The 26349-nt window shown below is 42.5% G+C and carries 27 protein-coding genes and 1 other annotated feature (1 of these 28 running past the window's edge); of the genes, 25 read left to right on the plus strand and 2 right to left on the minus strand.

The annotated features are described in order from the left end of the window. The first annotated feature begins 79 nt into the window (after nt 1–79). Nucleotides 80–334: a GIY-YIG nuclease family protein gene (locus tag ACOAOT_RS23520; protein WP_420219158.1), complete on the plus strand. Its 255-nt coding sequence runs from the start codon at nt 80–82 to the stop codon at nt 332–334. A 73-nt stretch (nt 335–407) separates the two neighbouring features. Further along, nucleotides 408–725 carry a pyrimidine/purine nucleoside phosphorylase gene (ppnP, locus tag ACOAOT_RS23525; RefSeq protein WP_420219159.1) on the plus strand — a complete coding sequence of 106 codons (318 nt, stop codon included), beginning with the start codon at nt 408–410 and terminating at the stop codon, nt 723–725. A gap of 63 nt (nt 726–788) precedes the next feature. Here the strand turns inward: ppnP and trhA are convergent, their stop codons facing one another. Then, nucleotides 789–1436 carry a PAQR family membrane homeostasis protein TrhA gene (gene trhA, locus ACOAOT_RS23530; protein WP_277405751.1) on the minus strand — a complete coding sequence of 216 codons (648 nt, stop codon included), beginning with the start codon at nt 1434–1436 and terminating at the stop codon, nt 789–791. Between the two features lie 202 nt (nt 1437–1638). Between trhA and ACOAOT_RS23535 the strand changes: the two genes are divergently transcribed. The 9 genes from ACOAOT_RS23535 (at nt 1639) to ACOAOT_RS23575 (ending at nt 11952) form a co-directional block, all read left to right on the plus strand. Continuing rightward, nucleotides 1639–2394: a nitroreductase family protein gene (locus tag ACOAOT_RS23535; RefSeq protein ID WP_420219160.1), complete on the plus strand. Its 756-nt coding sequence runs from the start codon at nt 1639–1641 to the stop codon at nt 2392–2394. Next, entirely contained in the window at nt 2384–3085 is a 702-nt protein-coding gene (locus ACOAOT_RS23540; protein ID WP_420219161.1) for an RluA family pseudouridine synthase, read from the plus strand. Before ACOAOT_RS23535 ends, ACOAOT_RS23540 begins: the two co-directional genes overlap by 11 nt. A 97-nt stretch (nt 3086–3182) precedes the next feature. Further along, nucleotides 3183–4298, plus strand: a complete 1116-nt coding sequence (locus tag ACOAOT_RS23545) for an AI-2E family transporter (protein ID WP_420219162.1) — start codon at nt 3183–3185, stop codon at nt 4296–4298. Then, nucleotides 4295–4873, plus strand: coding sequence for an HD domain-containing protein (locus ACOAOT_RS23550; RefSeq protein WP_420219163.1), 579 nt, complete (start codon nt 4295–4297; stop codon nt 4871–4873). The genes ACOAOT_RS23545 and ACOAOT_RS23550 overlap by 4 nt, the downstream gene beginning before the upstream one ends. After that, nucleotides 4866–5954 (plus strand): M20 metallopeptidase family protein, encoded by a 1089-nt coding sequence (locus ACOAOT_RS23555; RefSeq protein WP_420219164.1) that lies wholly within the window; start codon nt 4866–4868, stop codon nt 5952–5954. The genes ACOAOT_RS23550 and ACOAOT_RS23555 overlap by 8 nt, the downstream gene beginning before the upstream one ends. A gap of 425 nt (nt 5955–6379) precedes the next feature. Continuing rightward, entirely contained in the window at nt 6380–7813 is a 1434-nt protein-coding gene (gene proS / locus ACOAOT_RS23560; RefSeq protein WP_420219165.1) for a proline--tRNA ligase, read from the plus strand. A gap of 35 nt (nt 7814–7848) precedes the next feature. Beyond that, a complete protein-coding gene (locus ACOAOT_RS23565; protein ID WP_420219472.1) occupies nt 7849–9054 on the plus strand; it encodes a CCA tRNA nucleotidyltransferase in 1206 nt (401 codons plus the stop codon). A 104-nt stretch (nt 9055–9158) separates the two neighbouring features. Continuing rightward, complete coding sequence (locus ACOAOT_RS23570) at nt 9159–10136, plus strand: spore coat protein CotS (RefSeq protein WP_420219166.1); 978 nt, start codon at nt 9159–9161, stop codon at nt 10134–10136. Between the two features lie 79 nt (nt 10137–10215). Next, entirely contained in the window at nt 10216–11952 is a 1737-nt protein-coding gene (locus ACOAOT_RS23575; RefSeq protein ID WP_420219167.1) for a phospho-sugar mutase, read from the plus strand. Between the two features lie 44 nt (nt 11953–11996). On the opposite strand, the gene ACOAOT_RS23580 is transcribed toward ACOAOT_RS23575, so the two are convergent. Next, a complete protein-coding gene (locus tag ACOAOT_RS23580) occupies nt 11997–12881 on the minus strand; it encodes a putative ABC transporter permease (protein ID WP_420219168.1) in 885 nt (294 codons plus the stop codon). A gap of 172 nt (nt 12882–13053) precedes the next feature. Here ACOAOT_RS23580 and ACOAOT_RS23585 point away from each other — a divergent pair, with 172 nt between their 5' ends. The 14 genes from ACOAOT_RS23585 (at nt 13054) to rplA (ending at nt 26261) form a co-directional block, all read left to right on the plus strand. Then, on the plus strand, nt 13054–14610 hold the full coding sequence (locus ACOAOT_RS23585) for an ABC-F family ATP-binding cassette domain-containing protein (RefSeq protein WP_420219169.1): 1557 nt from the start codon (nt 13054–13056) through the stop codon (nt 14608–14610). Between the two features lie 411 nt (nt 14611–15021). After that, nucleotides 15022–16032, plus strand: coding sequence for a rod shape-determining protein (locus ACOAOT_RS23590; protein ID WP_349667511.1), 1011 nt, complete (start codon nt 15022–15024; stop codon nt 16030–16032). A gap of 82 nt (nt 16033–16114) precedes the next feature. After that, nucleotides 16115–18340: an SF1B family DNA helicase RecD2 gene (gene recD2 / locus ACOAOT_RS23595; protein ID WP_420219170.1), complete on the plus strand. Its 2226-nt coding sequence runs from the start codon at nt 16115–16117 to the stop codon at nt 18338–18340. 66 nt (nt 18341–18406) lie between these two features. Next, the gene (locus ACOAOT_RS23600; protein WP_420219171.1) at nt 18407–19117 is read left to right on the plus strand and encodes a double zinc ribbon domain-containing protein; all 711 of its coding nucleotides are present in this window, start codon (nt 18407–18409) and stop codon (nt 19115–19117) included. 53 nt (nt 19118–19170) lie between these two features. Continuing rightward, nucleotides 19171–19662 (plus strand): GNAT family N-acetyltransferase, encoded by a 492-nt coding sequence (locus ACOAOT_RS23605; RefSeq protein ID WP_420219172.1) that lies wholly within the window; start codon nt 19171–19173, stop codon nt 19660–19662. Between the two features lie 38 nt (nt 19663–19700). After that, nucleotides 19701–20882, plus strand: a complete 1182-nt coding sequence (locus tag ACOAOT_RS23610; protein ID WP_420219473.1) for a MerR family transcriptional regulator — start codon at nt 19701–19703, stop codon at nt 20880–20882. A gap of 85 nt (nt 20883–20967) precedes the next feature. Next, on the plus strand, nt 20968–21849 hold the full coding sequence (rfbA, locus tag ACOAOT_RS23615) for a glucose-1-phosphate thymidylyltransferase RfbA (RefSeq protein ID WP_349667485.1): 882 nt from the start codon (nt 20968–20970) through the stop codon (nt 21847–21849). 12 nt (nt 21850–21861) lie between these two features. Next, nucleotides 21862–22884 (plus strand): dTDP-glucose 4,6-dehydratase, encoded by a 1023-nt coding sequence (gene rfbB / locus ACOAOT_RS23620; RefSeq protein WP_420219173.1) that lies wholly within the window; start codon nt 21862–21864, stop codon nt 22882–22884. A gap of 25 nt (nt 22885–22909) precedes the next feature. After that, the gene (rfbD, locus tag ACOAOT_RS23625; RefSeq protein WP_420219174.1) at nt 22910–23755 is read left to right on the plus strand and encodes a dTDP-4-dehydrorhamnose reductase; all 846 of its coding nucleotides are present in this window, start codon (nt 22910–22912) and stop codon (nt 23753–23755) included. Nucleotides 23756–23986: 231 nt separating this feature from the next. Next, nucleotides 23987–24136 carry a 50S ribosomal protein L33 gene (gene rpmG, locus ACOAOT_RS23630; protein ID WP_013271142.1) on the plus strand — a complete coding sequence of 50 codons (150 nt, stop codon included), beginning with the start codon at nt 23987–23989 and terminating at the stop codon, nt 24134–24136. Nucleotides 24137–24155: 19 nt separating this feature from the next. Next, nucleotides 24156–24359 carry a preprotein translocase subunit SecE gene (gene secE / locus ACOAOT_RS23635; protein ID WP_420219175.1) on the plus strand — a complete coding sequence of 68 codons (204 nt, stop codon included), beginning with the start codon at nt 24156–24158 and terminating at the stop codon, nt 24357–24359. A 23-nt stretch (nt 24360–24382) separates the two neighbouring features. Beyond that, nucleotides 24383–24898 carry a transcription termination/antitermination protein NusG gene (gene nusG, locus ACOAOT_RS23640; protein WP_104439195.1) on the plus strand — a complete coding sequence of 172 codons (516 nt, stop codon included), beginning with the start codon at nt 24383–24385 and terminating at the stop codon, nt 24896–24898. Nucleotides 24899–24983: 85 nt separating this feature from the next. Then, complete coding sequence (gene rplK, locus ACOAOT_RS23645) at nt 24984–25409, plus strand: 50S ribosomal protein L11 (protein ID WP_097002672.1); 426 nt, start codon at nt 24984–24986, stop codon at nt 25407–25409. Between the two features lie 156 nt (nt 25410–25565). Beyond that, entirely contained in the window at nt 25566–26261 is a 696-nt protein-coding gene (gene rplA, locus ACOAOT_RS23650; RefSeq protein ID WP_104439194.1) for a 50S ribosomal protein L1, read from the plus strand. 40 nt (nt 26262–26301) lie between these two features. Next, nucleotides 26302–26349: a sequence feature (ribosomal protein L10 leader region), on the plus strand; it runs 96 nt beyond the window's last position.

Genomic DNA, 26349 nt, shown 5'->3' on the forward strand with positions numbered 1-26349 from the left:
TTAGCCTGGGCGGTAGTGACGCGATTGCAAGGCGTTATTACCGTTTACATAGCATCATATTTACAGATGGAGAAGGAAAATGAATTATACTTATTTGGTCAAATGTGCGGATAATACCCTCTACTGCGGATGGACAAACCATTTAGAAAAAAGAATGGAAGCCCATAACCAGGGAAAGGGTGCCAAATACACAAAGACAAGGAGACCGGTGGAACTGGTTTATTATGAATCTTATCCAACAAAGGAAGAGGCTATGCGCCGTGAAGTGCAGATTAAAAAGCTTTCCAGAAAGGACAAGCTGTTCCTGATCGAAAAATCTGATAGTCTCCATTGACTTTTTTACTTTCTTACTTTAGTATAGTAAATTATTACATCAAGGAAAGACTATATTGACGGAGGAATCTGGAATGGATCAGTTTGAACGTGTATCAGTTATAAAGAAAGCAAATATCTACCATGGCGGAAAGGTAACCAGCCGTACTATTTTGTTTGAAGACGGAACCAGAAAGACCCTGGGAATCATTTTACCGGGAGAATATGAGTTTGGTACAGATGAGAAAGAGCTCATGGAAATTCTTGGTGGTAACTTAAAAGCCCTTCTTCCAGGCAGCGATAACTGGGAAATTTATGAGGCAGGACAGGCTTTTACAGTACCCGCTTCCAGCAGATTTAAAGTTTCAACGGATGAAGTAACGGATTATTGCTGTTCCTATATAAAGGAATAGAGAAAAAAAGAAGACTGATCAGGCATTCTGGCTGAATGCACTCAGTCTTCTTTCTATTTTGAGTTAAGCCACAAAGTGATACATGAGAATGTAGTGGCAGAAACTTCCTCCCATTACAAACAGATGAAACAGTTCATGATTGCCAAAGCTCTTATGTCTGGATTGAAACAGAGGAAGCTTTAACGCGTAGATAATGCCTCCAATTGTATAAATCAGTCCCCCTGCAAGAAGCCAGATAAAGGCAGCAGGAGGAAGTGCTAATACGATTTTACGAAAAGCCAGGACACAGATCCAGCCCATGGCAATATAAATGACGGATGAAAACCACCTTGGACACATTACAAAGAACGCTTTAATAATCATTCCTAAGATGGCAATGCCCCATACAAGAGCGAGAAGGCTTAAACCGGTTTTGTCACCCAGAACAATTAAACAGACTGGAGTGTAGGTTCCTGCAATCAGAATAAATATCATCATGTGATCTAATTTTTTTAGCAGCTTATTAATTTTAGGTGAAATATCAAGGGTATGATAAATGGTGCTGGCTGCGTAGAGAAGCACCATACTGATGCAGAATACCGCCAGGGCCGCAAGATGAAGCTCTCCGTCTGCAGAAGCTTTTATCAGTAGTGGAGTAGCGGCAATCAGGGCGAGAAGCATGGCTATAAAATGAGTGCCTGCGCTAACGGGATCTTTAATTTTTATGTTCATAGTAAAACCTCCTTGCATGAGAAATAAGAACGTGTGATGTAGTAATGAAAACTATGTTATGTCTTTTTATATACTATACACTTTTGAGGAAAAGAATGCAAGTATTTTTTGAGTTTCAAAGTAAAAATCTTCATTGCTATTATTGACCATTTGAAATATAATCAATGAAACAAAAGTGTTAAAAAGAGAGGAATATAACCATATGAACAATACGGTGAAGGAACTGATGGAGAGAAAGTCAGTCCGTGTTTATGAAGACAGGCAGATTGAGCAGGAAAAGAAGGCGGCTATCGTGGAAGCAGCACTGCAGGCACCTACGGCTGGTAATATGACCTTATATTCCATTATAGATGTGACAGATCCAAAGTTAAAACAGAAGTTGTCTGTAACCTGTGACAATCAGCCATTTATTGCAAAGGCTCCTATGGTTCTTGTGTTTGTGGCAGATTATCAAAAATGGTACGATCTTTTTTGCAAGTATGAGGATACAGTCAGAACTCCCGGAATGGGGGATTTTATGCTGGCAGCCGATGATGCGTTAATCGCAGCACAGAATGCGGTTGTTGCAGCGGAGTCAATGGGAATTGGATCTTGTTATATTGGGGATATTTTAGAACAGTATGAAACTCACCGGGAATTATTCTCTCTTCCCAGATATGCTGTGCCAGCTGCAATGGTGGTTTTTGGCTATCCTGTTCCCCAGCAAACAGAGAGAGAGAAGCCCAAACGATTAAGACCCGAGGCGGTTGTTTTTGAGAATACATACCGCCGTATGAAGCCGGAAGAATTTCAAGATGAATTAAATAAGGTCACAGACAGAGGCGAAGATTTTGAACGGTGGATCCAGGCATTCTGCGCGCGCAAATGGAATTGCGATTTTAGTATTGAAATGAGCCGCTCTGTTAAGGCTATGATGAATCAGTGGGAAAATAAGGAGCAGCAGACGGATGAAGCTTAATATATTATTTGAAGATGATGATATTCTTGTGGTGGAAAAACCGGCAGGAATTGAGTCTCAGTCCGGGAAGACGTTTGAACCGGATATGGTCAGTGAAATAAAGAAACATATCAACATAAAATCCACAAAGAATGGGGAGCCATATGTGGGAGTTATCCACAGACTGGACAAACCTGTTGGCGGCGTAATGGTTTATGCAAAATCTAAAATTGCCGCAGAGGCTTTAAGCAGACAGGTTTCCGGGCATCAGATGGAAAAAATTTATTATGCTATTGTTTGTGGAAAACCTGTGGATAACTTTTCCACTTACGTGGATTATTTGTGGAAAGATGGAAAAAACAATTGCTCAAAAATTGTGGAAAAGGGGATAAAAAGTGCAAAACCTGCAGAACTGGATTATTGGTTTGTGGACAGCAAAATTTTAGATGGTAAGGAAGTGAGCCTTCTTAAAATAAAGTTAAAAACCGGGCGGCATCACCAGATCCGTGTACAGATGGCAGGTCATGGCACACCTTTGTGGGGAGACCGTAAGTATAATCCTGAATTTCAGAATCATTTTACAAAAGGAAATGTTGCTCTTTTTGCATCCGGTCTCTCATTTATTCACCCAAAAACAAAAAAGAAAATGACATTTTCCATAAAGCCAAAAGAAGGATTGTTTGAGCTTTTTTCATGGCAGGATGCATTTTAAAAGGAATTTTTTACTATCATGGTTTCTGCATATTTTTCGCCGTTTGATTCATAATAACAGTGTACAAAAGAAGTACAAATCAGAAACAGGTGAGTCCATGGAGAAACCGAGCAGGAAACTGAAGAAAACAATTTTAATATTGGGAGTTACAGGGGCGGTCTATTTAAGCTTTCGATTTTTGCTGCCTCTTGTGATTCCCTTTTTGATTGCATATGTATTTGCCCTTTCTCTCCGGCCCTCTGCCCTTTGGATTGAAAGGAAAACCAGGTTTAATTATAAAAAAAGAGTGATTTCTCTCCCTCTTGCCCTGATTGGAGGAATTGAAATCTTACTTTTTATGATGGTTCTTGGCGTATTTCTTTATTTTGCAGGCAGAAAGCTTTTTTTAGAGGCAAAGCTGTTGTTAGAAAATCTTCCTAAAATATTAGATGGTATCAACGCCTGGCTTATGGATAACTGTTCCTTTGCAGAACGGTTTTTAAAGCTGCCTGAGGGGTATATGGTAAACGTGGTCAGTGATATTTTAATTGGTGGGGAAGCTGCCGTAAAAAGCAGGGCTATGCCTTTTTTAATGTCAAATTCCATGACTGTGTTAAAATGGGTGGTTCAGCTGACTGTTATCTTGGTGATTTTAATGATTGCTACTGTTTTATCTCTGCAGGAGATGGATGATATCCGCACCCGGCGGGATAATTCCATGTTCTGTTACGAATATGCAATGCTTGGTAACCGTCTGATGACAGTAGGCAGTGCATGGTTAAAGACTCAGGCAACCATTATGCTGTTTACAATGATAATCTGTTCTGTGGGATTGTTTCTTTTAAAAAACCCATATTTTATTCTGCTGGGAATAATAATTGGATTACTGGATGCCATGCCTATATTCGGAACCGGAACTGTTTTAATACCCTGGGCACTGATTGCTCTTGTTGAAAAAAAATGGCTTACCGGAGTAGGCCTTATAATTATTTATATTATCTGCTATTTTATAAGAGAAATAATGGAAGCTAAGATTATGGGAGGAAAGGTGGGGTTAACACCTTTGGAAACTCTTGTTGCCATGTATGTGGGGCTGCAGCTTTTTGGAATTCTGGGGTTTATTCTTGGACCAATCGGGCTTTTGATTATTGAAGATATCGTGGAGCTTTATGAGGGAACGTGCTATAATGACCAAAAGAATGACAGGAAAAATGAAAGAGGAGAGGTGCCATGAACCCGGAACAATTAATAGAATTTTTAGGAATCCTGGAAAAATTAAAATGCAACACCCGGCATAACTGGACGACGAACGGAAGGCAGGAAAGTGTGGCGGAGCACAGCTGGCGGCTGGCTGTGCTTGCGATGCTGATGGAAGATGATTTTCCTGAGCTAGATATGAATAAGGTTATCCGCATGTGTCTGATCCATGACTGGGGGGAAGCTGTCACCGGAGATATACCAGCATTTATTAAGACAGAGGCGGACGAAGAAAAAGAGGCTGATGCGATAGAAATACTGCTAAAGAATCTGCCGGAAACGATTTCTTCTGGTTTTTTGACCATGTTTAAGGAAATGTCGGATCTTACCTCAGATGAAGCCATACTGGTAAAGGCTCTTGACAAAACAGAAACATTAATACAGCATAACGAAGCAGGTTCCGGTACATGGCTGCCTCTGGAATACGAACTGAACTTAACTTATGGCAATGAAGTCTGCGGGCATTTTGAAAAGACGCAGCAGCTTCGTGACAAAGTAAGAGAGCATACGTTACGGATTATCAATGAGGAAAGAAGAGAACATCGTGAGTGATACATATGATCAGATATTGAAAGAAATAAAGAACTTAAGAAAAGAACTTCATGGCTGTCCGGAAAAATCCGGATCTGAGAAGGAGACCATGATGCGTTTGAGAGATTTTTTGAAAACCAGGACTTCTCTTAAGCTTGTAGATTGTGATACGTGGTTCTACGCTGTACATGAGGAAGAGGGAGCCTGGACCAGCAAGGCATTCCGAGCTGATATAGATGCGGTGATGGGAGAGGACGGCCGGCTTTTTCATGGCTGTGGGCACGATGGTCACAGCGCCGTATTGGCCGGATTATGTCTTCTGCTGGAGGGAAGAAAGACGGGAAGCAATGTATATGCAATTTTTCAACCAGCAGAAGAAACCGGTCAGGGGGCCAAGATCTGCAGCAGACTTCTGGAGGAGAAAGGAATTCGGGAAATATACGGATTTCATAATCTGCCTGGATACCCCGCAGGAAAAGCAGTGGTGAAAAAAGGAACTTTTGCCTGTGCTTCCAGAGGGCTCATACTAAATCTGGAAGGCAGGCAGTGCCATGCCGCCTATCCCGAGGAGGGGATCAATCCTGCATGGCTGATTGCTGAATTGATCAGCAGTCTGCCATCACTGACAGAAAAGGCTGGTTCTCAGGGAATGGTGCTTGCTACTATTATTGAAGTGAAGGCAGGAGGAGAAAACTTTGGAGTTTCTCCTGCTGACGGGAAGCTGGCATTAACCATCCGTGCAGAGCGTTTGTCGGAATTAAACCGACTTCAGTCTTCCATACTTTCGCTTGCCCAAAAGCGTGCGGTTGAAGGAGGATTAAAGTTTCAGTATCAGATATTGGACGAATTCCCTGATACATACAATGAACCTGATATAGCTGATGCCTGCAAAAGGAGATTTGAGGAAGGGAAAATCCCTTATCTGGAAGAGAACGCGCCTTTTCGCTGGTCAGAAGATTTTGGCTGGTATTTAATGAAAACTCCTGGATTGTTTTTTGGTGTGGGAGCAGGAGAGGACTGTCCGGGTCTTCATACGGCTGCTTATGAATTTCCAGATGAGATTATGGAATCTGCAGTACGGGCGTTTGAAGCACTTTTATAGGAAATGTCTGGGAAAATGCTTTGTCCTCCTCTTGACAAACATATTTAAATAACGTAAAATCAACCATACGATCTATAAAATTATAGGAAATATGACGTTGAAGAGGATTAATAAGTAATGATGTATCACAGAGAGAAGGCCCTTAGCTGAAAAGCCTTTATACCACTCATCACCCAACCTGCCTCGGAGTCCCGCAGAAAACTGCGGCGCGTATCCGGCGTTATCGGATTCAAAGTGAGCCGCATGAAAGCAGCGGTTAAATTGGGTGGCACCGCCGAGCTGTTCGGTCCCTTTTATAGGGATTGGATGGCTCTTTTTGTATCCATCTACGCCCAAAGAGCGTGGGGGGGAATAATGAAACACCCTACGGGTATCCCTTTATGCCCAAAAAGCATGGGCTTAAATAGTGAAAGGAGAGATTAGTCATGGCAAAGGACAAGAAATTAGTAGAGGCGATCACATCCATGGATGTAGATTTCGCACAGTGGTACACAGACGTAGTTAAAAAAGCAGAATTAATCGATTACTCCAGTGTAAAAGGCTGTATGGTAATTAAACCAGCAGGTTATGCAATCTGGGAAAATATTCAGAAGGAACTGGATTTCAGATTTAAGGAAACAGGCGTAGAAAATGTTTATATGCCTATGTTCATTCCGGAAAGTTTATTAGAGAAAGAAAAAGATCACGTAGAGGGATTTGCTCCGGAAGTTGCCTGGGTAACTCATGGTGGACTGGAACCATTACAGGAGAGACTTTGTGTAAGACCTACATCTGAAACCTTATTCTGTGATTTTTATTCCAGAGAGATTCAGTCTTACCGGGATCTTCCAAAGTTATATAACCAGTGGTGCTCCGTAGTACGCTGGGAAAAAACAACCAGACCATTCCTTCGTTCCAGAGAATTTTTATGGCAGGAAGGTCATACTGCTCATGCTACTGCGGAAGAAGCTGAGGAAAGAACAGAAATGATGCTGAACTTATACGCTGATTTCTGCGAAGAAGTTCTTGCAATGCCTGTCATCCGCGGACAGAAAACGGAAAAAGAAAAATTTGCCGGTGCAGAGGCTACTTATACAATTGAAGCCCTGATGCATGACGGAAAAGCTCTGCAGTCTGGAACCAGCCACAACTTCGGAAGCGGATTTGCAAAGGCTTTCGAGATTCAGTATTCAGATAAGGAGAATAAGCTTCAGTACGTTCACCAGACCTCCTGGGGATTAACTACCAGACTTATCGGAGCTATTATCATGGTTCATGGTGATGACAACGGGCTTGTACTTCCTCCAAGAATTGCTCCGGTTCAGGTTATGATCGTTCCCGTTCAGCAGCAGAAGGAAGGCGTTCTTGAGAAAGCGTATGAATTAAAGAATGTTCTTTCTAATTATAAAGTAAAAGTTGATGATTCAGATAAGAGTCCCGGCTGGAAATTCAGCGAATCTGAGATGAGAGGTATCCCGGTTCGTGTTGAGATCGGACCAAGAGATATTGCTGAAAATCAGGCTGTTCTTGTCCGTCGTGATACTCATGAAAAAATGACAGTATCCTTAGATGAATTAAATGAAAAAGTTGGAGAGCTTTTAAATACCATTCAAAGCGATATGCTTGCCCGTGCCCGTGCTCATCGGGATGCCCATACTTATGAGGCTGTGGATATGGACAGCTTTGTAAAAACTGTGGAAGAGAAGCCAGGCTTTGTTAAGGCAATGTGGTGTGGATCCCAGGAGTGTGAGGATAAGATCAAGGAACTGACTGGCGCCACATCCAGATGTATGCCATTTAAGCAGGATCATCTGTCCGATACCTGCGTTTGCTGCGGCAAGCCGGCAGTAAAAATGGTTTACTGGGGCAGAGCTTATTAATCAGGAAATATAAAGAAGCAGGAGGAAATGCAGTGATAACAATTCAGGTACCAGATGCAGCAGGAAAGATCATAAAACAACTGAATACCCATGGGTTTGAGGCATATGCGGTGGGCGGATGTGTGAGAGACAGCCTGCTTTTACGGGTACCAAAGGACTGGGATATCACCACCTCTGCAAAACCGGAACAGGTTAAGGAAATATTTGCAAGAACAGTTGATACGGGGATTTTGCACGGAACAGTAACCGTTTTGATGGAACACGAAGCCTATGAAGTGACAACTTACCGCATTGATGGAGAGTATGAAGACGGAAGACACCCCAAGTCTGTGGAATTTACCGGCAATCTGCTGGAAGATTTAAAACGAAGGGATTTTACCATCAATGCGATGGCATACAGTGAAAGAGACGGGTTGGTAGATGCCTTTGGCGGAGTCAGGGATCTGGAAGCCGGGATTATCCGTTGTGTGGGAAATCCCCTGGATCGTTTTAATGAGGATGCTTTGCGGATTCTCAGGGCCATCCGGTTTTCTGCACAGCTGGGATTTGAGATTGAAGAGGAAACCAATAAAGCCATTTCCGCAATTGCACCAAATATGGAGAAAGTCAGCAAAGAGAGAATTGCTGTGGAACTGACAAAGCTTCTTCTCTCTGACTATCCTGAAAAAATGGGAGCTGTATTTGAAAGTGGGATTGCACCTTATGTTTCCCAGCATTTTAATACGGCTAAAAGAGGTCTCTTTCAGCTTGAAAAGCTTAAAATGCTGCCCTCCAGCAAGCATGTACGCTGGTCGGGTCTTTTGCGTTTCTTAGACCCCAAGGGGGCAGCAGGAATTTTAAAAGAACTGAAACTGGACAATGATACTGTTGATCAGGTTAGAATCCTGGCTGAACTATGGAAGAATGAAATTCCTGCGTCAAAGCCCGAAATCAGAAAAGTTATGAGCAGAATTAATGCTCCTTTATTTGAAGATCTCCTGGATTTCCAAACTGCATTTTTAAACGGTTCTTATCTGGAACAGCTAAAAACCGTGAGACAGTATGCCGGGGAAATCATTGATGATGGAGATTGTATCTGCCTGAAGGATATGGCAGTAACCGGAAGGGATCTGATTGAAGCAGGTGTAAAACCCGGTCCCCAAATGGGTGAAATACTGGAAGTATTATTTAACCAGGTCTTAAAAAATCCGGAATATAACAACCGTGAATATCTTCTGAATTATTCCAAAGATCTCTTCTGAAAACAGACCTGGGCATGGATAACTTTCCCTTGGAGTTTGCATATTTTTTTCCGCCCCTTCATACCCTAGAAGTAGCTGATTAGCTAAGAGTTGGAGGGGTGGTTGTGAACGAGAAATACACAGAGGTGCTTTCGCAGTATGAGCTTGAAATTCTGGATGTGAAACGCGGCCGGGGCGCCTGGCTGTGTGAAACAGATCAGGGGCTTAAGCTGCTGAGGGAATATAAAGGAACCATCAAGCGCCTGGAATTTGAGGATCAGGTATTTTTACAACTGGAAGAAACCGGCCACCTGAGTGTGGATCGCTACATTAGAAATAAAGAAGGTGAAATTCTTTCCAGTGCAGAGGATGGCACCAGATGGATTGTGAAAAACTGGTATTCAGACCGGGAATGCAATTTAAAGGATAGTAAAGAGGTGCTTTGCGCTATTGAACGGATTGCTTTATTACATAAAATGTTTCGCAAAGTAAAGTTTAAAGAAGAATGGAACTTAGGCTCCATTCTGGTACAGCAGCCGGCTGAGGAGATGGAACGTCACAACAGGGAACTGATACGAGCCCGCAGTTTTATCCGCAGTAAAAGAAAAAAGTCCGAATTTGAACTATGTGTCATGGGAAATTATGACGTGTTTTTTGATCAGGCTATGGAAGCCTGTAAAGGACTTGCAGGCTTTTGCGAGGAATGCGGGATTGGGGAGGGGTATTTGTGTCATGGGGACTTAAACCAGCATCATATTCTGATGTGCACCCATGACGTTGCAATTGTAGAATTTAACCGGATGCACAGAGGCATGCAGATGGAGGATCTTTATCACTTTATGAGGAAGGCTATGGAAAAGCATGACTGGAATTTAAAGCTGGGTATGTCCATGCTTGATACTTATTCCAAAGTGCTTCCTTTATCAGGTGCAGACAGGACCTGCCTGTATTATCTGTTTTTGTATCCGGAAAAATACTGGAAGCAGATTAACTTTTATTATAATGCCAATAAGGCATGGATACCGGCCAGAAATATTGAAAAACTAAGGGATTTGGAGATTCAGCAGCCTATGCGAAATCTCTTCCTGTCGAGAATAAAATAATGGGAATCTGCTTTCCTTTTGACATGTTATGATTTATAATAACCATAATATGAAGTGGAGAGAAGGGAGCATTTTGCTTATGAAAGATTACAGAAGCATCTATGAAGAATGGCTGTCAAATCCATACTTTGATGAGGCGACGAAAGAAGAACTCCAAAGAATTAAAGATGATGACAATGAAATCAAAGAGCGTTTCTATCAGGATCTGGAATTCGGTACCGCCGGTTTAAGAGGCGTGATCGGAGCAGGCATTAACCGCATGAACATTTATGTGGTCAGGAAAGCCACCCAGGGTCTTGCAAATTATATCATAAAACAGGGCGGAGCCCACAAAGGCGTAGCCATAGCATATGACTCCAGACATATGTCTCCGGAATTCGCAGAGGAGGCTGCACTGACACTTGCTGCCAATGGTATCAAAGCATATAAGTTTGAATCTCTGCGCCCTACTCCGGAGCTTTCGTTTGCTGTGAGAAAACTGGGCTGTATCGCAGGTCTTAATATTACCGCCAGCCACAATCCTCCGGAATATAACGGATACAAGGTTTATTGGGAGGATGGCGCACAGTTTACACCTCCTCATGATCAGGGAGTTACTGCTGAGGTTTTAGCGATCACAGATATTTCTACGGTTAAGACCATCACAAGAGAAGAAGCTGTTGCAGCAGATAAATATGAGATAATCGGCGGGGCAGTGGATGATGCATACATTGCGCAGGTTAAAGCTCAGGTTATGAATCAGTCTGCAATTCATGAGATGAAGGATGAACTTTCCATTGTTTATACCCCTCTCCATGGTACAGGCAATGTTCCGGCCAGAAGAGTCTTAAGTGAGCTTGGATTTACCAAGGTTTATGTGGTGCCAGAGCAGGAACTGCCAGATGGAGATTTTCCCACTGTCAGCTATCCCAATCCAGAGGCGGAGGAAGCCTTTCAGCTGGGCCTTTCCCTGGCAAAAGAAAAGGATGCAGATCTGGTTTTAGCCACAGATCCCGATGCAGACCGTCTGGGTGTTTATGTAAAGGATTATAAATCAGGAGAGTATATTCCGCTCACCGGCAATATGTCCGGTTCCCTGCTCTGTGAATATGTATTAAGCCAGAGACAGGAACGTGGTGATATCCCATCTGACGGACAGGTGGTAAAGTCCATCGTAACCACTAATCTGGTAGATGCAGTGGCTAAGTCTTACGGATGTGAACTCATTGAAGTTCTCACTGGATTTAAGTATATCGGGCAGCAGATTTTAAAAGAAGAGGCTACCGGTTATGGTACCTATCTGTTTGGTCTGGAAGAAAGCTATGGATGCCTGATCGGCACCTATGCCAGGGATAAAGATGCAATCTCTGCAACGGCCGCTCTCTGTGAGGCTGCCGCTTATTATAAGACAAAAGGCATGAGTCTCTGGGATGCCATGATTGCGATGTATGAGAAATATGGATACTATAAAGATGCGGTTAATTCAATCGGATTAAAAGGCATTGAGGGCCAGGCAAAGATCCGTGCAATTATGGAAGCTATGAGAAGTAATACACCAGCGGTGTTTGGTGGATATAAAGTTCTTTCAGCAAGAGATTATAAGGCAGATACGGTAAAGAATATGGAAACGGGAGCTGTTAAACCCACCGGCCTGCCGTCTTCTGACGTGCTTTATTATGAACTGGAAGAGGATGCATGGTTATGCGTCAGACCTTCCGGAACAGAGCCTAAGATTAAGTTTTATTATGGGATTAAGGGAAGTTCCATGGCAGATGCAGAAGAGAAATCTGCGAAGCTGGGGAAAGCTCTTATGGAAATGGTAGATCAGATGGTTTAAATACAAAAAAGAAGGATATTCTCAATGGATATCCTTCTTTTTTACTATTTTTTAAATTTTTTTGAATATTCCTTCAATTCTCGAAGCGCTTCCCCAAACATACGGGATGAAGCAGAAGGATTTCGTCTGAGAAGACCTTTCGGGTAAAATGTAAGCCGGCTGGTTAATTTTTCCCTTGTTTCAGTCAGGGCCTGAAGCCGCTCTGCCAATGTGGATTCCCTGATCACATTGGTGGTTTCTGTTTTAAGAGAAGTAAGCTTTACCATGGTTTCTTCTTTTACAAAAGCTGCCTTTTGCATAGTCTCTGATTTTAACTCAGAAACCTTCTGGGCGGTCTCTGCTTTTAACAGTGACATCTGTACCTGAACCTCTTCCAGTTCTGCTCTGATTTTAGTTAAGGATTCCAGTACCTTGCCCAGATCAAGAGCTGCCTTGGTGGCTTGAACGGTGTCATAGACAAACAGGATGCCAATCCCGGTTACCAGGAAGATGCATGTGGTTGCACTCTGGCGAAATACCAGCCATTCTAAAGGACGGTGTACTACTTCTGTAAGAAGAATGGTGAGAAAGCCCCAGGCGATGGAAGTGCCCAGACACACATATCCGTTTAAATTTAAAGGGTTATTACTGTAATCCCAGTATTTCATTTTAAATAATCGTTCCATGATATAACCGGTTAAGTACTCAAGAACAGAAGCACCGACCATACCAAAGAGAAAAACGAGAAGCAGGTTACCTTTCACAGGAAGAGACAGAAAAAGCATAAGGATTGCGCCGCTGCCATAGAGAGGGAGTAAGGGAAGTCTTAAAAATCCACGGTTTACGAAATGAAAGCTCTTTACGGAAACATAAGTCGATTCGATTACCCAGCCGATAAAGCAGTAAATGAAAAAAAACAGCAGCCACTGATACCATGTATATACGTACATGCTTGGATTCCTTTCTTCATGTATTGATGTTGGATCTATCATATACGGTTTTGTCCGTTTTTGCAACCAGAATGCGCAAGGGAAAGGTAAAATATGCTTGCCTTAATTGCTCGGTTCATGTAGAATTATGATGTTTCGGTTAGTGGAATTGCACTTATGAAGGAGTTTTTTGATGAGTATATTAAACGTAGAACATTTGACCCATGGATTTGGAGACCGCGCCATCTTTCAGGACGTGTCATTCCGGTTATTAAAAGGAGAGCACATCGGCCTGATCGGAGCCAATGGAGAAGGCAAATCCACATTTATGAATATCATAACGGCGAAGCTTCAGCCGGATGAAGGAAAAGTTGAGTGGGCAAAGAGAGTCCGTGTGGGCTATTTAGATCAGCATACTGTATTGGAAAAAGGGATGACCATCCGCGACGTATTAAAAAGCGCATTTGCTTTTTTGTTTCAGATGGAAGAACAGATGAATGAGATCTGCGACCGCATGGGAGAGGCAGACGAAGAGACCATGAATTCCATGATGGAAGAGCTTGGTACCATTCAGGATTTATTAATGGCACATGATTTTTATATCATTGATTCCAAAGTGGAAGAAGTGGCCAGAGCATTGGGATTAAGTGATATGGGTATTGATAAGGATGTAACGGAACTGAGCGGAGGCCAGAGAACCAAGGTTCTTTTGGGAAAGCTGTTGTTAGAGAAGCCGGATATCCTTCTTTTGGACGAGCCTACCAATTACCTGGATGTACAGCATATTGAATGGCTGAAACGTTATCTTCTTGAATATGAAAATGCGTTCATTCTCATATCCCACGATATTCCGTTCTTAAACAGTGTGGTAAATATTATCTATCATATGGAAAATCAGGCATTAGACCGTTATGTAGGTGATTATGACAAGTTCCAGGAAGTTTATGCTGTAAAGAGGGCTCAGCTTGAATCAGCTTATAAAAGGCAGCAGCAGGAAATCGCAGAGCTGGAGGATTTTGTGGCGCGCAACAAAGCCCGGGTCTCCACCAGAAATATGGCCATGTCCAGACAGAAAAAGCTGGACAAAATGGATGTAATTGAGCTTTCAAAAGATAAACCAAAACCTGAGTTTCATTTTATGGAAGCCCGTACTGCAGGAAAACTGATATTTGAAACAAAGGAACTGGTGATTGGGTACGAGGAACCATTATCAAAACCACTGAATCTGATCATGGAAAGAGGAGAAAAGGTAGTTTTATCAGGAGCCAACGGCATTGGAAAGACTACTTTATTAAAAAGCATTCTGGGACTGACACCTTCTTTAAAAGGAAACGTGGAACTGGGAGATTATCTGTCCATTGGTTATTTTGAGCAGGAGATGGCTCCTGGAAATACCACTACCTGTATTGAAGAGATCTGGAAAGAGTTTCCTTCCTATACCCAGTATCAGGTTCGCTCTGCTCTTGCCAAATGCGGACTTACCACCAATCATATTGAAAGCCAGGTTCGGGTGCTCAGCGGAGGAGAACAGGCAAAGGTCCGTTTGTGCAAGCTGTTAAACAGAGAGACCAATGTTCTTTTGCTGGATGAGCCGACCAACCATCTTGATGTGGAGGCAAAAGAAGAGTTAAAAAGGGCGCTGAAGGAATATAAGGGCAGTATCCTTTTGATCTGCCATGAGCCGGAGTTTTATGAGGGAGTTGCAACGAAAGTAATTGACTGCCGGGAATGGGCGTTAAAGCTATCCTGATAATACAAAAAGACGGGATTTGATTTCTTGAAAAAGAATCAAATCCCGATTTTGAATAAAAAAAAATCCGCTTCCGCCATTGGGAAACAGACTGGTTAATTCTTTTAGGGGGGCCGGACGGTTTGCACCGTCCGGTATGAGTATGAAAAAGCTTTGTGATTTCAAGTAAGTTACTTGAAACAAAAGGCCCGTCATCCTTTCGGATAACGTATTATCAGTATATGATATAATTGTGAAGAAAATGTGTCCTGTACATTAAAAAAACATAAACAAAATAAAAATTAAAAAAACCCTTTCAAAACGTAATGTTATTGTATATAATAAGATAGAAAATGCGACTTCATTTACCAATTAACATAAATTTGAAGATAAAGGAAACCCTGGGAACAGGATACAGCGAACAGGAGGAAGATTATTATGATGATGTCTAATGACATTGGAATTGATTTAGGTACAGCAAGCATACTGGTTTATATTAAAGGAAAAGGTGTGGTTTTAAAAGAGCCGTCAGTTGTGGCCATAGACCGTGATACCAATAAAATAAAGGCAATCGGAGAAGAAGCAAGGCTGATGATCGGAAGAACACCCGGTAATATTGTAGCAGTCAGACCTTTGCGCCAGGGTGTTATTTCTGATTACACAGTAACAGAAAAGATGCTGAAGTATTTTATCAACAAAGCAGTAGGAAAGAAAACATTAAGAAAGCCTAGAATCAGTGTCTGCATTCCCAGCGGTGCCACTGAAGTTGAAAAGAAAGCAGTAGAAGATGCAACTTATCAGGCAGGAGCCAGAGAAGTTGCGATTATTGAAGAACCGGTTGCAGCAGCGATTGGAGCTGGAATTGATATTTCCAAGGCATGTGGCAATATGATCGTTGATATTGGCGGCGGTACTTCCGATATCGCAGTGATTTCATTAGGCGGTACAGTTGTCAGCACTTCCATTAAAGTGGCTGGTGATGATTTCGATGAGGCACTTGTCCGCTATATGCGTAAGAAGCACAACCTTTTAATTGGTGAGAGAACAGCAGAAGAGATTAAGATCAACATCGGTGCTGCTTACCGCAGACCAGAAGTTTTAACGATGGAAGTAAGAGGAAGAAACTTGGTGACAGGTCTTCCAAAAACCATTGTAGTAACTTCGGACGAGACTCTTGATGCGTTAAAAGAGCCGGCGATGCAGATTGTAGACGCCGTTCATAATGTTCTGGAGAGAACTCCACCAGAACTGGCTGCCGATATTTTTGACAGAGGAATTGTTTTAACAGGAGGCGGTTCTTTATTAAGCGGATTAGATGCACTGATCGAAGAGAAGACAGGCATTACAACTATGATAGCAGAGGATCCGCTGACTGCAGTTGCCATTGGAACCGGTAAATTTATTGAATTTATGCATGGCGGAAACAATAAAACAGAATTTTAACTGCTCTTAACAGCCCTGGCGGTATCCATTGATTCCGGCAGGGTTCCTTTTGCGGCAGTCTCTTACCATTTACGGAGGAAACATGGCGACAGTCTGCGGATTTGTAGAAAAAATTAAATACAGGAACGAAGACAACGGCTATACAGTGCTGAGCCTTTCAGAAGACGGTGAGGAGTATACGCTGGTAGGCAATTTTCATTATATCAGTGAAGGGGAACGGATTGAAGCGGTTGGGATATTAACGGAACACCCCGTTTATGGGGAGCAGATGTCTGTGGAAAGCTATGAAATTAAAGCTCCTGAGGATACTGCTGCCATGGAACGTTACTTAGGTTCCGGAGCGATTAAGGGTGTGGGTGCTGCTTTGGCGGCCAGAATTGTCCGCCGCTTTAAAGCCGATACCTTCCGGATCATGGAAGAAGAGCCGGAACGCCTTTCCGAGGTTAAGGGTGTCAGTGAAAAGCTTGCCATGTCTATTTCCAATCAGGTGGAACAAAAGAAAGAGATGCGCCAGGCTATGATGTTCCTTCAGGAATATGGCATTTCCATGAATCTTGCAGTAAAGATATACCAGGAATATGGCCCCAGGCTTTACAGCATTGTGAAGGAAAATCCTTATCAGATGGCAGATGATATATCCGGCGTGGGATTTAAGATGGCGGATGAGATAGCCAGAAAAGCAGGTATTTTTACAGATTCAGATTTCCGTATTAAATGCGGAGTTTTGTATACCCTTTTGCAGGCGACTTCAAACGGTCATACTTATCTGCCGGAAGAGGAGCTTCTTTCGTCTGCCTCAGAGCTGCTGAAAGTGGAGCAGTCATCCATAGAAAAGCATCTGATGGACATGCAGCTGGACAAACGTCTCGTGATCAGAGAGACGGACGGAAAGCGGACTGTCTATGCCTCCCAGTATTACTACATGGAACTGAATGTGGCAAAGATGCTTCATGATTTAAATATAAGAGGAACCATGCCTGAGGACGAGATCAGAACCAGGCTTATTAAGATTCAGGAAAAAGAGCAGATTGAGCTGGATGAAAAGCAGGTGATGGCGGTAGTAGAAGCGGTAAATAGCGGTCTTTTAATTATAACGGGAGGACCTGGAACCGGAAAAACCACTACCATTAATACCATTATCCGTTTTTTTGAAAGCGAGGAGATGGAGATATTGCTGGCAGCTCCTACGGGCAGGGCAGCAAAGCGTATGACAGAAGCCACCGGTTACGAGGCGCGGACCATACACCGGCTGTTAGAACTGTCCGGTGTTCCGGGAGATGAACGTTCCGTATCCATGCATTTTGAACGGAATGAAGAGAATCCTTTGGATGCCGATGCTGTGATCATCGATGAGACATCCATGGTAGATATTCATCTGATGCAGTCTCTTTTAAAAGCCATAAACCCTGGAACCAGGCTGATACTGGTGGGTGATGTGGACCAGCTTCCCAGCGTTGGACCCGGGAATGTGTTGCGGGATTTAATTGAATCCCAAAGTTTTAATGTGGTAATGCTGACTAAGATTTTCCGTCAGGCGAACCAGAGTGATATTGTAGTCAATGCTCATATGATTAACCGGGGAGAAACAGTTCCTCTTGGGAAAAAGAGTAATGATTTCTTATTTATTAAAAGGGAAGAACCGAATACTATCATCAATGCCATGATTACACTGGTACAGAGTAAACTTCCTTCCTATGTACAGGCAGATCCCTTTGATATTCAGATTATGACACCTATGAGAAAAGGTGCCATGGGAGTGGAGCGGCTCAATACCATTCTTCAGGAATATTTAAATCCGCCTTCCGAGGCAAAGCAGGAACGGGAATCGGCAGGCGTGATTTACCGGACCGGCGATAAAGTGATGCAGATTAAGAACAACTATAATATGGAATGGGAAGTCAGAAACAAGTATGGGATTCCGGTGGAAAAGGGAACCGGAATTTATAACGGAGATATAGGAATTATTCGTGAGATGAATTCCTTTGCCGAGCTTGTGACTGTGGAATTTGACGAGGGACGGCTGGTGGAATACAGCTATAAGCAGTTAGAAGAATTAGAACTTGCTTATGCCATAACCATCCACAAATCCCAGGGAAGTGAGTATCCGGCAGTGGTAATTCCTGTTTTCCCCGGACCAAGAATGCTGATGACGAGAAACTTAATCTATACAGCGGTTACCCGTGCAAAGACCTGCGTCTGCCTGGTTGGTCTGCCAGGTACGTTTCAGGATATGGTAAACAATGAAATGGAACAGCGCAGATATTCCGGTTTAAAAGATCGTATCTGCGAAATATATAAGCTGCCTTAAATTCTTTGGGCAGACAAGGATCTATGTCTGCCCGTCTTTCCATTCTTAAAAGGAGAACCAGTCCTTATGCAATCCTCTTTTATTATCGACCTTCTATTTCCAAGAAGATGCCCGGTCTGTGACGGAATTGTCATGCCAAAAGGCAGGCTGATCTGCCCTGATTGTGTCAGAGTGCTTTCCTTTGTAAAGGATCCTGTATGCAAAAAATGCGGAAAGGAACTTTTTAGCAGTGATATGGAATACTGTTTTGACTGCGTAAAGCACAGAAGAACCTTTGAGTATGGCAGGGCTCTGATTAATTATGATGAGCACGCAAAAACCTCAATGGCAAAAATAAAATATAAAAACAAACGGGAGTATCTGGATTTTTACGGTGATGCCATAAGTCTGCGTTATGAGAAGCTTATAAGACGTATGGAGGCCGACGGTCTGGTCCCCGTTCCGGTTCATCCTTCGAGAAAAAAAGAGAGAGGATTTAATCAGGCGGAAGTTCTTGCACAAAAAATTGGAGCAAAACTTAACATTCCCGTCTTTCCTGATATTCTGGTAAGAAATAAAAAAACCATGCCTCAGAAAGCCCTTAATCCTACAGAACGTTTAAAGAATCTGGAGGAAGCTTTTATGCCGGGAAAAATAGTTGCTGGTGTAAAAAATGTGATTTTAATTGATGATATTTATACCACTGGAAGTACGGTAGAAGCATGTACCCGTGTACTGAAAAAATCGGGAATTAATAAGGTGTATATTTTAACAATTTGTATTGGACGAGGGCAGTAGTTTGATGTATGATACTAAAATAAATAATACTGATTAACTCAGGAGGAACGGGAATGAATATCAGGACCGCAGAAGAAAAAGATATGCAGCAGCTCTTGGATATATATAATTATGAGGCAGAACATGGTTTTGCAACCTTTGATTTTACTCCAAAAACCATGGAGGAACGTATGGTCTGGTTTCGCGAGCATAATGTGAAAAATCACCCCTTGATTGTGGCAGAGGAAGACGGGAAAGCAGTTGGTTATGCAAGCCTCTCCGCTTATCGCCCAAAAGAAGCATACAAAGAAACAGTAGAACTTTCTATATACGTGGATAAGGATTACCGCAGAAGAGGAATTGCCGGAAAACTGGCGGTGGCGATTCTTAATATGGCCAGAGAAAGAGAAGATATTCATACAGTTGTATCCGTAATTACAGGAGGAAATGATGCAAGTATGAAACTTCACGAACAGCTTGGTTTCGTCCATTGCGGGACAATACGTGAAGTTGGGAAAAAGTTTGGAAAAATTCTGGATATAGAAAATTATCAGATCATTCTGTAATATGGGTAAATGGAGAGGGGGAGAAGAATATGAGTCATATGGAAGGGTATTATACTTCCGGGGAGTTTGCAAAGAAGGCCAGTGTCTCCATAAGGACAATCCGTTATTATGACAAACAGGGACTGTTAAAGCCGGCTAGCATGAGTGCAGGCGGATACCGGCTTTATACTGATTCGGATTTTGCTAAACTGCAAAAGATACTGTCTCTCAAATATCTTGGATTTTCACTGGATGAAATCCGCTCCATTACCATTAATGATAAGGATCATGATTACGTGGGAGAATCAATCAAGCTTCAGCTGAGTCTGATTCGTAAGAGAATTGAACATTTAAAACTGGTAGAGCAGACGTTAACAGAAACCTCAAAACTGGTGGAAGACCACCAGGCTGCAGACTGGAATAAAATCCTTCACTTAATCCATATTACAAATATGGAAAAGACTCTGGTGGAACAATATAAGGATGCAGCCAATGTGAGCATACGAATTGGTCTCCATAAAAAATATGCCACCAATCCCGAGGGCTGGTTCCAGTGGCTTTATAAACAGATGGAGCCTTTAAATGGCAGGCATATCCTGGAACTTGGCTGTGGAAATGGAGAATTATGGCGGGTAAATAAGGAACGGATTCCCGCCGATGCAGTGCTATGTCTTACGGATGTATCCAAGGGAATGGTACGTGATGCCCAGGAAAACCTAAAACAGGTAAAGGGGCAGATAACATTTGAAGTTCTGGACTGCAGACAGATTAAAAAACCGAAGGAGAGCTTCGATACTGTCTCTGCCAATCATGTGCTGTTTTATTTAACCAATCTGGATGCTGCATTGACACAGGTTACCGACGTCTTAAAAAAAGACGGAATCTTTTATTGCAGCACCTATGGCAGAGATCATATGAAGGAGATCAGACAGCTGGTGATGGAATTCGATTCCAGAATTGCTCTTTCTGAGGTAAATCTTTATGATGTGTTTGGACTTGAAAATGGAGAAGAAATTTTAGGAAAACATTTTAAATCTGTGAGAAAAGAAATATATGATGACCATCTGGAAGTGACGGATGCAGGTGCATTAATGGAATATATATTATCCTGCCACGGCAATCAGCAGGAGTTTCTTAGCGACAGATATGAAGAATTCCGGGACTATCTGGAAAAGAAGATGGGAAAAAAGGGATATATTCCTATTACAAAGCAGGCAGGGGTATTTATTTGCAGAAAATAAGAAAAAAGTAATAGAAAAAGACTTGACCGTGACGTTACGTCACCCTTTATGATAGCTGTATGAATGAATATGGAGGAAACAAATAATGAAGGGAATAATACTTGCCGGGGGGTCCGGTACCAGGCTGTATCCACTTACCATGGTAACGTCGAAACAGTTACTGCCGATCTATGATAAACCCATGATTTACTATCCACTTTCCGTTTTAATGAATGCAGGAATCCGGGATATTCTGATTATATCCACTCCTGATGATACACCACGGTTTGAGGCGCTGTTAGGAAATGGCTCACAATTTGGAATTCAGTTAACTTACGCAGTGCAGCCTTCTCCCGATGGTCTTGCCCAGGCGTTTGTTATCGGAGAAGAATTTATCGGAGACGACAGCGTTGCCATGATTCTTGGAGATAACATCTTTGCAGGCCACGGACTTACCAAACGACTTCTTCATGCAGCAAATAAAAAAGATGGAGCAACCGTTTTCGGTTATTACGTGGATGATCCGGAGCGTTTTGGTATTGTGGAATTTGACTCTGAAGGAAAAGCAATTTCCATTGAAGAAAAGCCATCTGCTCCTAAGAGCAATTACTGCGTGACAGGACTTTATTTCTACGATAATAAAGTTGTGGAATATGCGAAGAACTTAAAGCCTTCCGCCCGCGGTGAACTGGAGATTACAGATTTAAACCGCATTTACTTAGAAGAGGGAATGCTTGATGTGGAACTTTTGGGTCAGGGCTTTACCTGGCTTGACACAGGGACTCATGAGTCTTTGGTAGATGCCACTAATTTTGTTCGTACCATGGAAACCCATCAGCACAGAAAAATTGCCTGTCTGGAGGAGATTGCTTATTTAAACCACTGGATCACACAGGATCAGCTGGAAAAGAGCATAGAACCTTTAAAGAAGAATCAGTATGGACAGTATCTGATGGATGTACTTGCAGGAAAATATATCGATAAGTAAAGGAGCAAATCAATGAAAATAATTGTAACCGGAGGAGCTGGATTCATCGGCGGAAACTTCGTACATCATATGGTAAATAAATACCCGGACTATGAGATTATCAATCTGGACCTCTTAACCTATGCAGGTAATTTAGAGACTTTAAAACCGGTAGAAGATAAACCGAATTATCGCTTTATCAAAGGTGATATTGCAGACAGAACCTTTATTTTTGAACTGTTTGAAAAAGAAAAACCAGATATGGTGGTTAACTTTGCAGCAGAAAGTCACGTAGACCGTTCTATCACAGATCCTGAAAGCTTTGTAAGAACCAATGTAATGGGTACAACCACATTACTTGACGCATGCCGCACCTATGGCATTAAGCGTTACCATCAGGTTTCCACCGATGAAGTTTATGGTGATTTACCCCTTGACCGCCCGGATTTATTCTTTACAGAAGAAACTCCGCTCCATACATCAAGTCCTTATTCTTCCTCAAAAGCCAGTGCTGATTTATTTGTTCTGGCATATCAGAGAACGTTCGGACTTCCTGTTACTATCTCCAGATGCTCCAATAACTACGGCCCCTATCATTTCCCTGAAAAACTGATTCCGCTTATTATCAGCCGTGCGCTGGCAGATGAGGATCTTCCGGTATATGGAACAGGAGAGAATGTAAGAGACTGGCTTCATGTATCGGATCACTGCGAGGCGATTGATTTAATCATTCACGAAGGCAGAGTAGGAGAAGTCTATAATGTAGGCGGACACAACGAGCGTACCAATTTAGAAGTAGTAAAAACTATTTTAAGAGAACTGGATAAACCGGAAAGCTTAATCAAATATGTAACAGACCGTCCGGGACATGACAGACGTTACGCCATTGACCCGAAGAAGCTGGAAACAGAGCTTGGCTGGAAGCCGAAATACAATTTTGACACCGGAATCCGCCAGACCATTCAGTGGTACCTGGATCATGAAGACTGGTGGAAACATATTGTAAACGGAGAATACCAGAATTATTTTGACAATATGTACGGAAAACGTTTATAAATTCCAATGGTAAAGTGAGGCAGCGATGAAAGTATTAGTTACTGGCGTAAAAGGCCAGCTTGGATATGACGTAGTAAATGAGCTGAAAAAACGAGGCCATGAGGCAGTGGGCGTGGACATTGAAGAGATGGATATCACGGATGAGGAAAGCGTAAACCGTGTGATCCGGGAAGCTGCTCCTGATGCAGTCATTCATTGTGCCGCATATACAGCTGTAGATGCAGCAGAGGACAACGTGGATTTATGCAGAGCTGTGAATGCCAGGGGAACCGGAAATATTGCCAGGGTGTGTAAAGCACTGGACATCCGAATGATGTATATCAGTACTGATTACGTATTTAACGGTCAGGGAACCCGCCCCTGGGAGCCTGACGATCAAAGAGAACCGTTGAATATCTACGGACAGACCAAGTACGAGGGAGAGCTGGAAGTAGAAGAGAACCTTAAGAAGTATTTCATCGTACGAATTGCCTGGGTATTTGGCGTAAATGGCAAAAACTTTATAAAGACCATGCTGAATCTGGGAAAAACAAGGGATAAGCTGAGTGTGGTAGCAGACCAGATTGGATCTCCTACTTATACCTTTGACCTTGCCCGCCTTCTGGTGGATATGATTGAAACAGAAAAATACGGCCGTTACCATGCGACCAATGAAGGACTTTGCAGCTGGTATGAATTCGCCTGTGAGATTTTTAAGCAGGCAGGAATGAATGTTACAGTTGAACCCGTTACCTCGGATCAGTTCCCGGTCAAGGCAAAACGACCCATGAACAGCCGTATCAGCAAGGATAAGCTGATGGAAAACGGTTTTCAGCCTCTTCCTTCCTGGCAGGATGCGTTAAGGCGGTATCTGACAGAGATCGAGTATTAAAAACAGACACGGGAAACTTTAGGCTTGCTTTTTTAAGTTTCCCGTGTTATAATGTCTGAATCCTACAATTTAGCAGGTTTTACAAAAAAAGATTGACGAATCCAGTCCCATATGTTATAGTAATTGGGCGAATGGAAGAGCTTAGGTCTTTTTTTTATGCTCAAAATTTCTTGAAGCAGAAAAAAAGGGACTGAAAACACAACAACGATAATTTAAGTGGAGGTGGAAGTCGTGCGCACAAAAATCACACTGGCATGTACTGAATGTAAACAGCGTAACTACAACATGACCAAGGATAAGAAGACTCATCCGGACAGAATGGAAACCAAGAAGTATTGCCGATTCTGTAAGAGCCATACAATGCACAAAGAAACGAAGTAATTAGTTTAGGAGGCAGTTTATGGGAGATACAGTGAACAACGAGGGAGTTCAGAAGAAAAGCTTTTTTGCAGGCGTAAAGTCTGAATTCTCCAAAATCGTTTGGCCTGACAAAGATACCGTAACGAAACAAACAATCGCTGTAACGTCATCTGCGGTTGCTCTAGGACTGATTATTGCGATTCTTGATCTGATCATCAAGTTTGGTCTCAGTTTTATCTTATAATTCGTAAGGGTTAAGGTGAGTTTATGTCAGAAGCAAATTGGTATGTAGTCCATACCTATTCAGGTTATGAAAACAAAGTAAAAGTTGACATTGAAAAAACAATCGAAAACAGAAACTTGCAGGATCAGATTCTGGAAGTATCGGTTCCTCTTGAATCCGTCATCGAACTGAAGAATGGCGTGGAGAAAAAGGCCGATAAAAAGATGTTCCCCGGTTATGTGCTGATACACATGTTCATGAATGATGATACATGGTATGTTGTACGTAATACCCGTGGTGTGACAGGCTTTGTAGGTCCTGGATCAAAACCGGTTCCTCTGACAGAAGATGAGATGCAAAAGCTTGGATTCAAGAATGAAGAAGTCATTGTTGGCTTTGAAGTGGGAGATACCGTTGTGGTAACTTCCGGTGCATGGAAGGATACTGTTGGTGCTATCAAGTCCATCAACGAAAGTAAGAAAACCATCACCATTAACGTTGAGATGTTTGGCCGGGAGACTCCGGTGGAACTGAACTTCAGCGAGATAAAGAAGATGTAACAAGTAAAAGCGGCTTATACCGTTGTATAGGCTCGTGGGAGGGAAATCCCCGACAATACCACATTTATTTAGGAGGTGCCTAATTATGGCAAAGAAAGTAACGGGATATATCAAATTGCAGATTCCAGCAGGAAAAGCTACACCAGCTCCTCCTGTAGGTCCGGCACTTGGACAGCATGGTGTAAACATCGTACAGTTTACAAAAGAGTTCAATGCAAGAACAGCTGACCAGGGAGATTTAATCATTCCGGTTGTTATTACTGTTTATGCGGACAGAAGCTTCAGCTTCATTACCAAAACTCCGCCAGCTGCTGTATTACTGAAGAAAGCTTGCAAGCTTAAATCAGGATCTGCAGTTCCAAACAAGACAAAAGTAGCTACCATTTCCAAGGCTGAGTTACAGAAGATTGCTGAACTTAAGATGCCAGATTTAAATGCTGCATCTGTTGAAGCAGCTATGAGCATGATCGCTGGTACCGCAAGAAGTATGGGTATCACAGTAGAGGCTTAAGCTTCTTATCAAAGCCAAGTATAGCGCCGGCAGAGTTTCGTAACTCATGCCGTTCGGTGAGCCGCGAAGCAAATCGGACTTCCTTTATCTTGGATGGCGATGTTTTGTAACGTGGGAGGGAAAATCCCCGACAATACCACTAGGAGGTTATTTAGAATGAAAAGAGGAAAAAGATACGCAGAGGCAGCTAAGACAGTAGATCGTGCTGTTCTCTACGATGCACCAGTAGCAATCTCTTTAGTTAAGACGAATGCAAGTGCTAAATTTGATGAAACCATTGAAGCTCATATCAGAACCGGTTGTGACGGACGTCACGCAGACCAGCAGATCCGTGGTGCCGTAGTACTTCCTCACGGTACAGGTAAGACTGTTCGCATCTTAGTTTTCGCTAAGGGTCCTAAGGCTGATGAAGCACAGGCTGCAGGAGCAGACTACGTTGGAGCAGAGGAATTAATTCCGAAGATCCAGAACGAAGGCTGGTTGGATTTTGATGTAGTTGTTGCAACTCCAGACATGATGGGTGTAGTTGGTCGTTTAGGACGTGTCCTTGGACCTAAGGGCTTAATGCCAAACCCAAAAGCTGGTACAGTTACCATGGATGTAACAAAAGCAATCAATGATATCAAAGCTGGTAAGGTTGAGTACAGACTTGATAAAACAAATATTATCCACGTGCCAGTTGGAAAAGCTTCTTTTACAGAAGAGCAGTTAGCGGACAACTTCCAGACGCTTGTTGATGCAATCGTTAAAGCAAAACCAAGTACAGTTAAAGGTGCTTATTTAAAGAGCGTTACCCTTGCTTCCACAATGGGACCTGGCGTAAAGCTGAATGTAGCAAAGTTAATGAACTAATTTTGCTTTGTGGTTGACATGTATTATATATAATGTTATACTATTTTAGTATTAACTGCCGAAGACAGCAGGTGCCGCAAGGCATAAG

Origin of the sequence: Lacrimispora struthionigena (assembly GCF_048627165.1) — a bacterium.
Lineage (GTDB): Bacteria > Bacillota > Clostridia > Lachnospirales > Lachnospiraceae > Lacrimispora.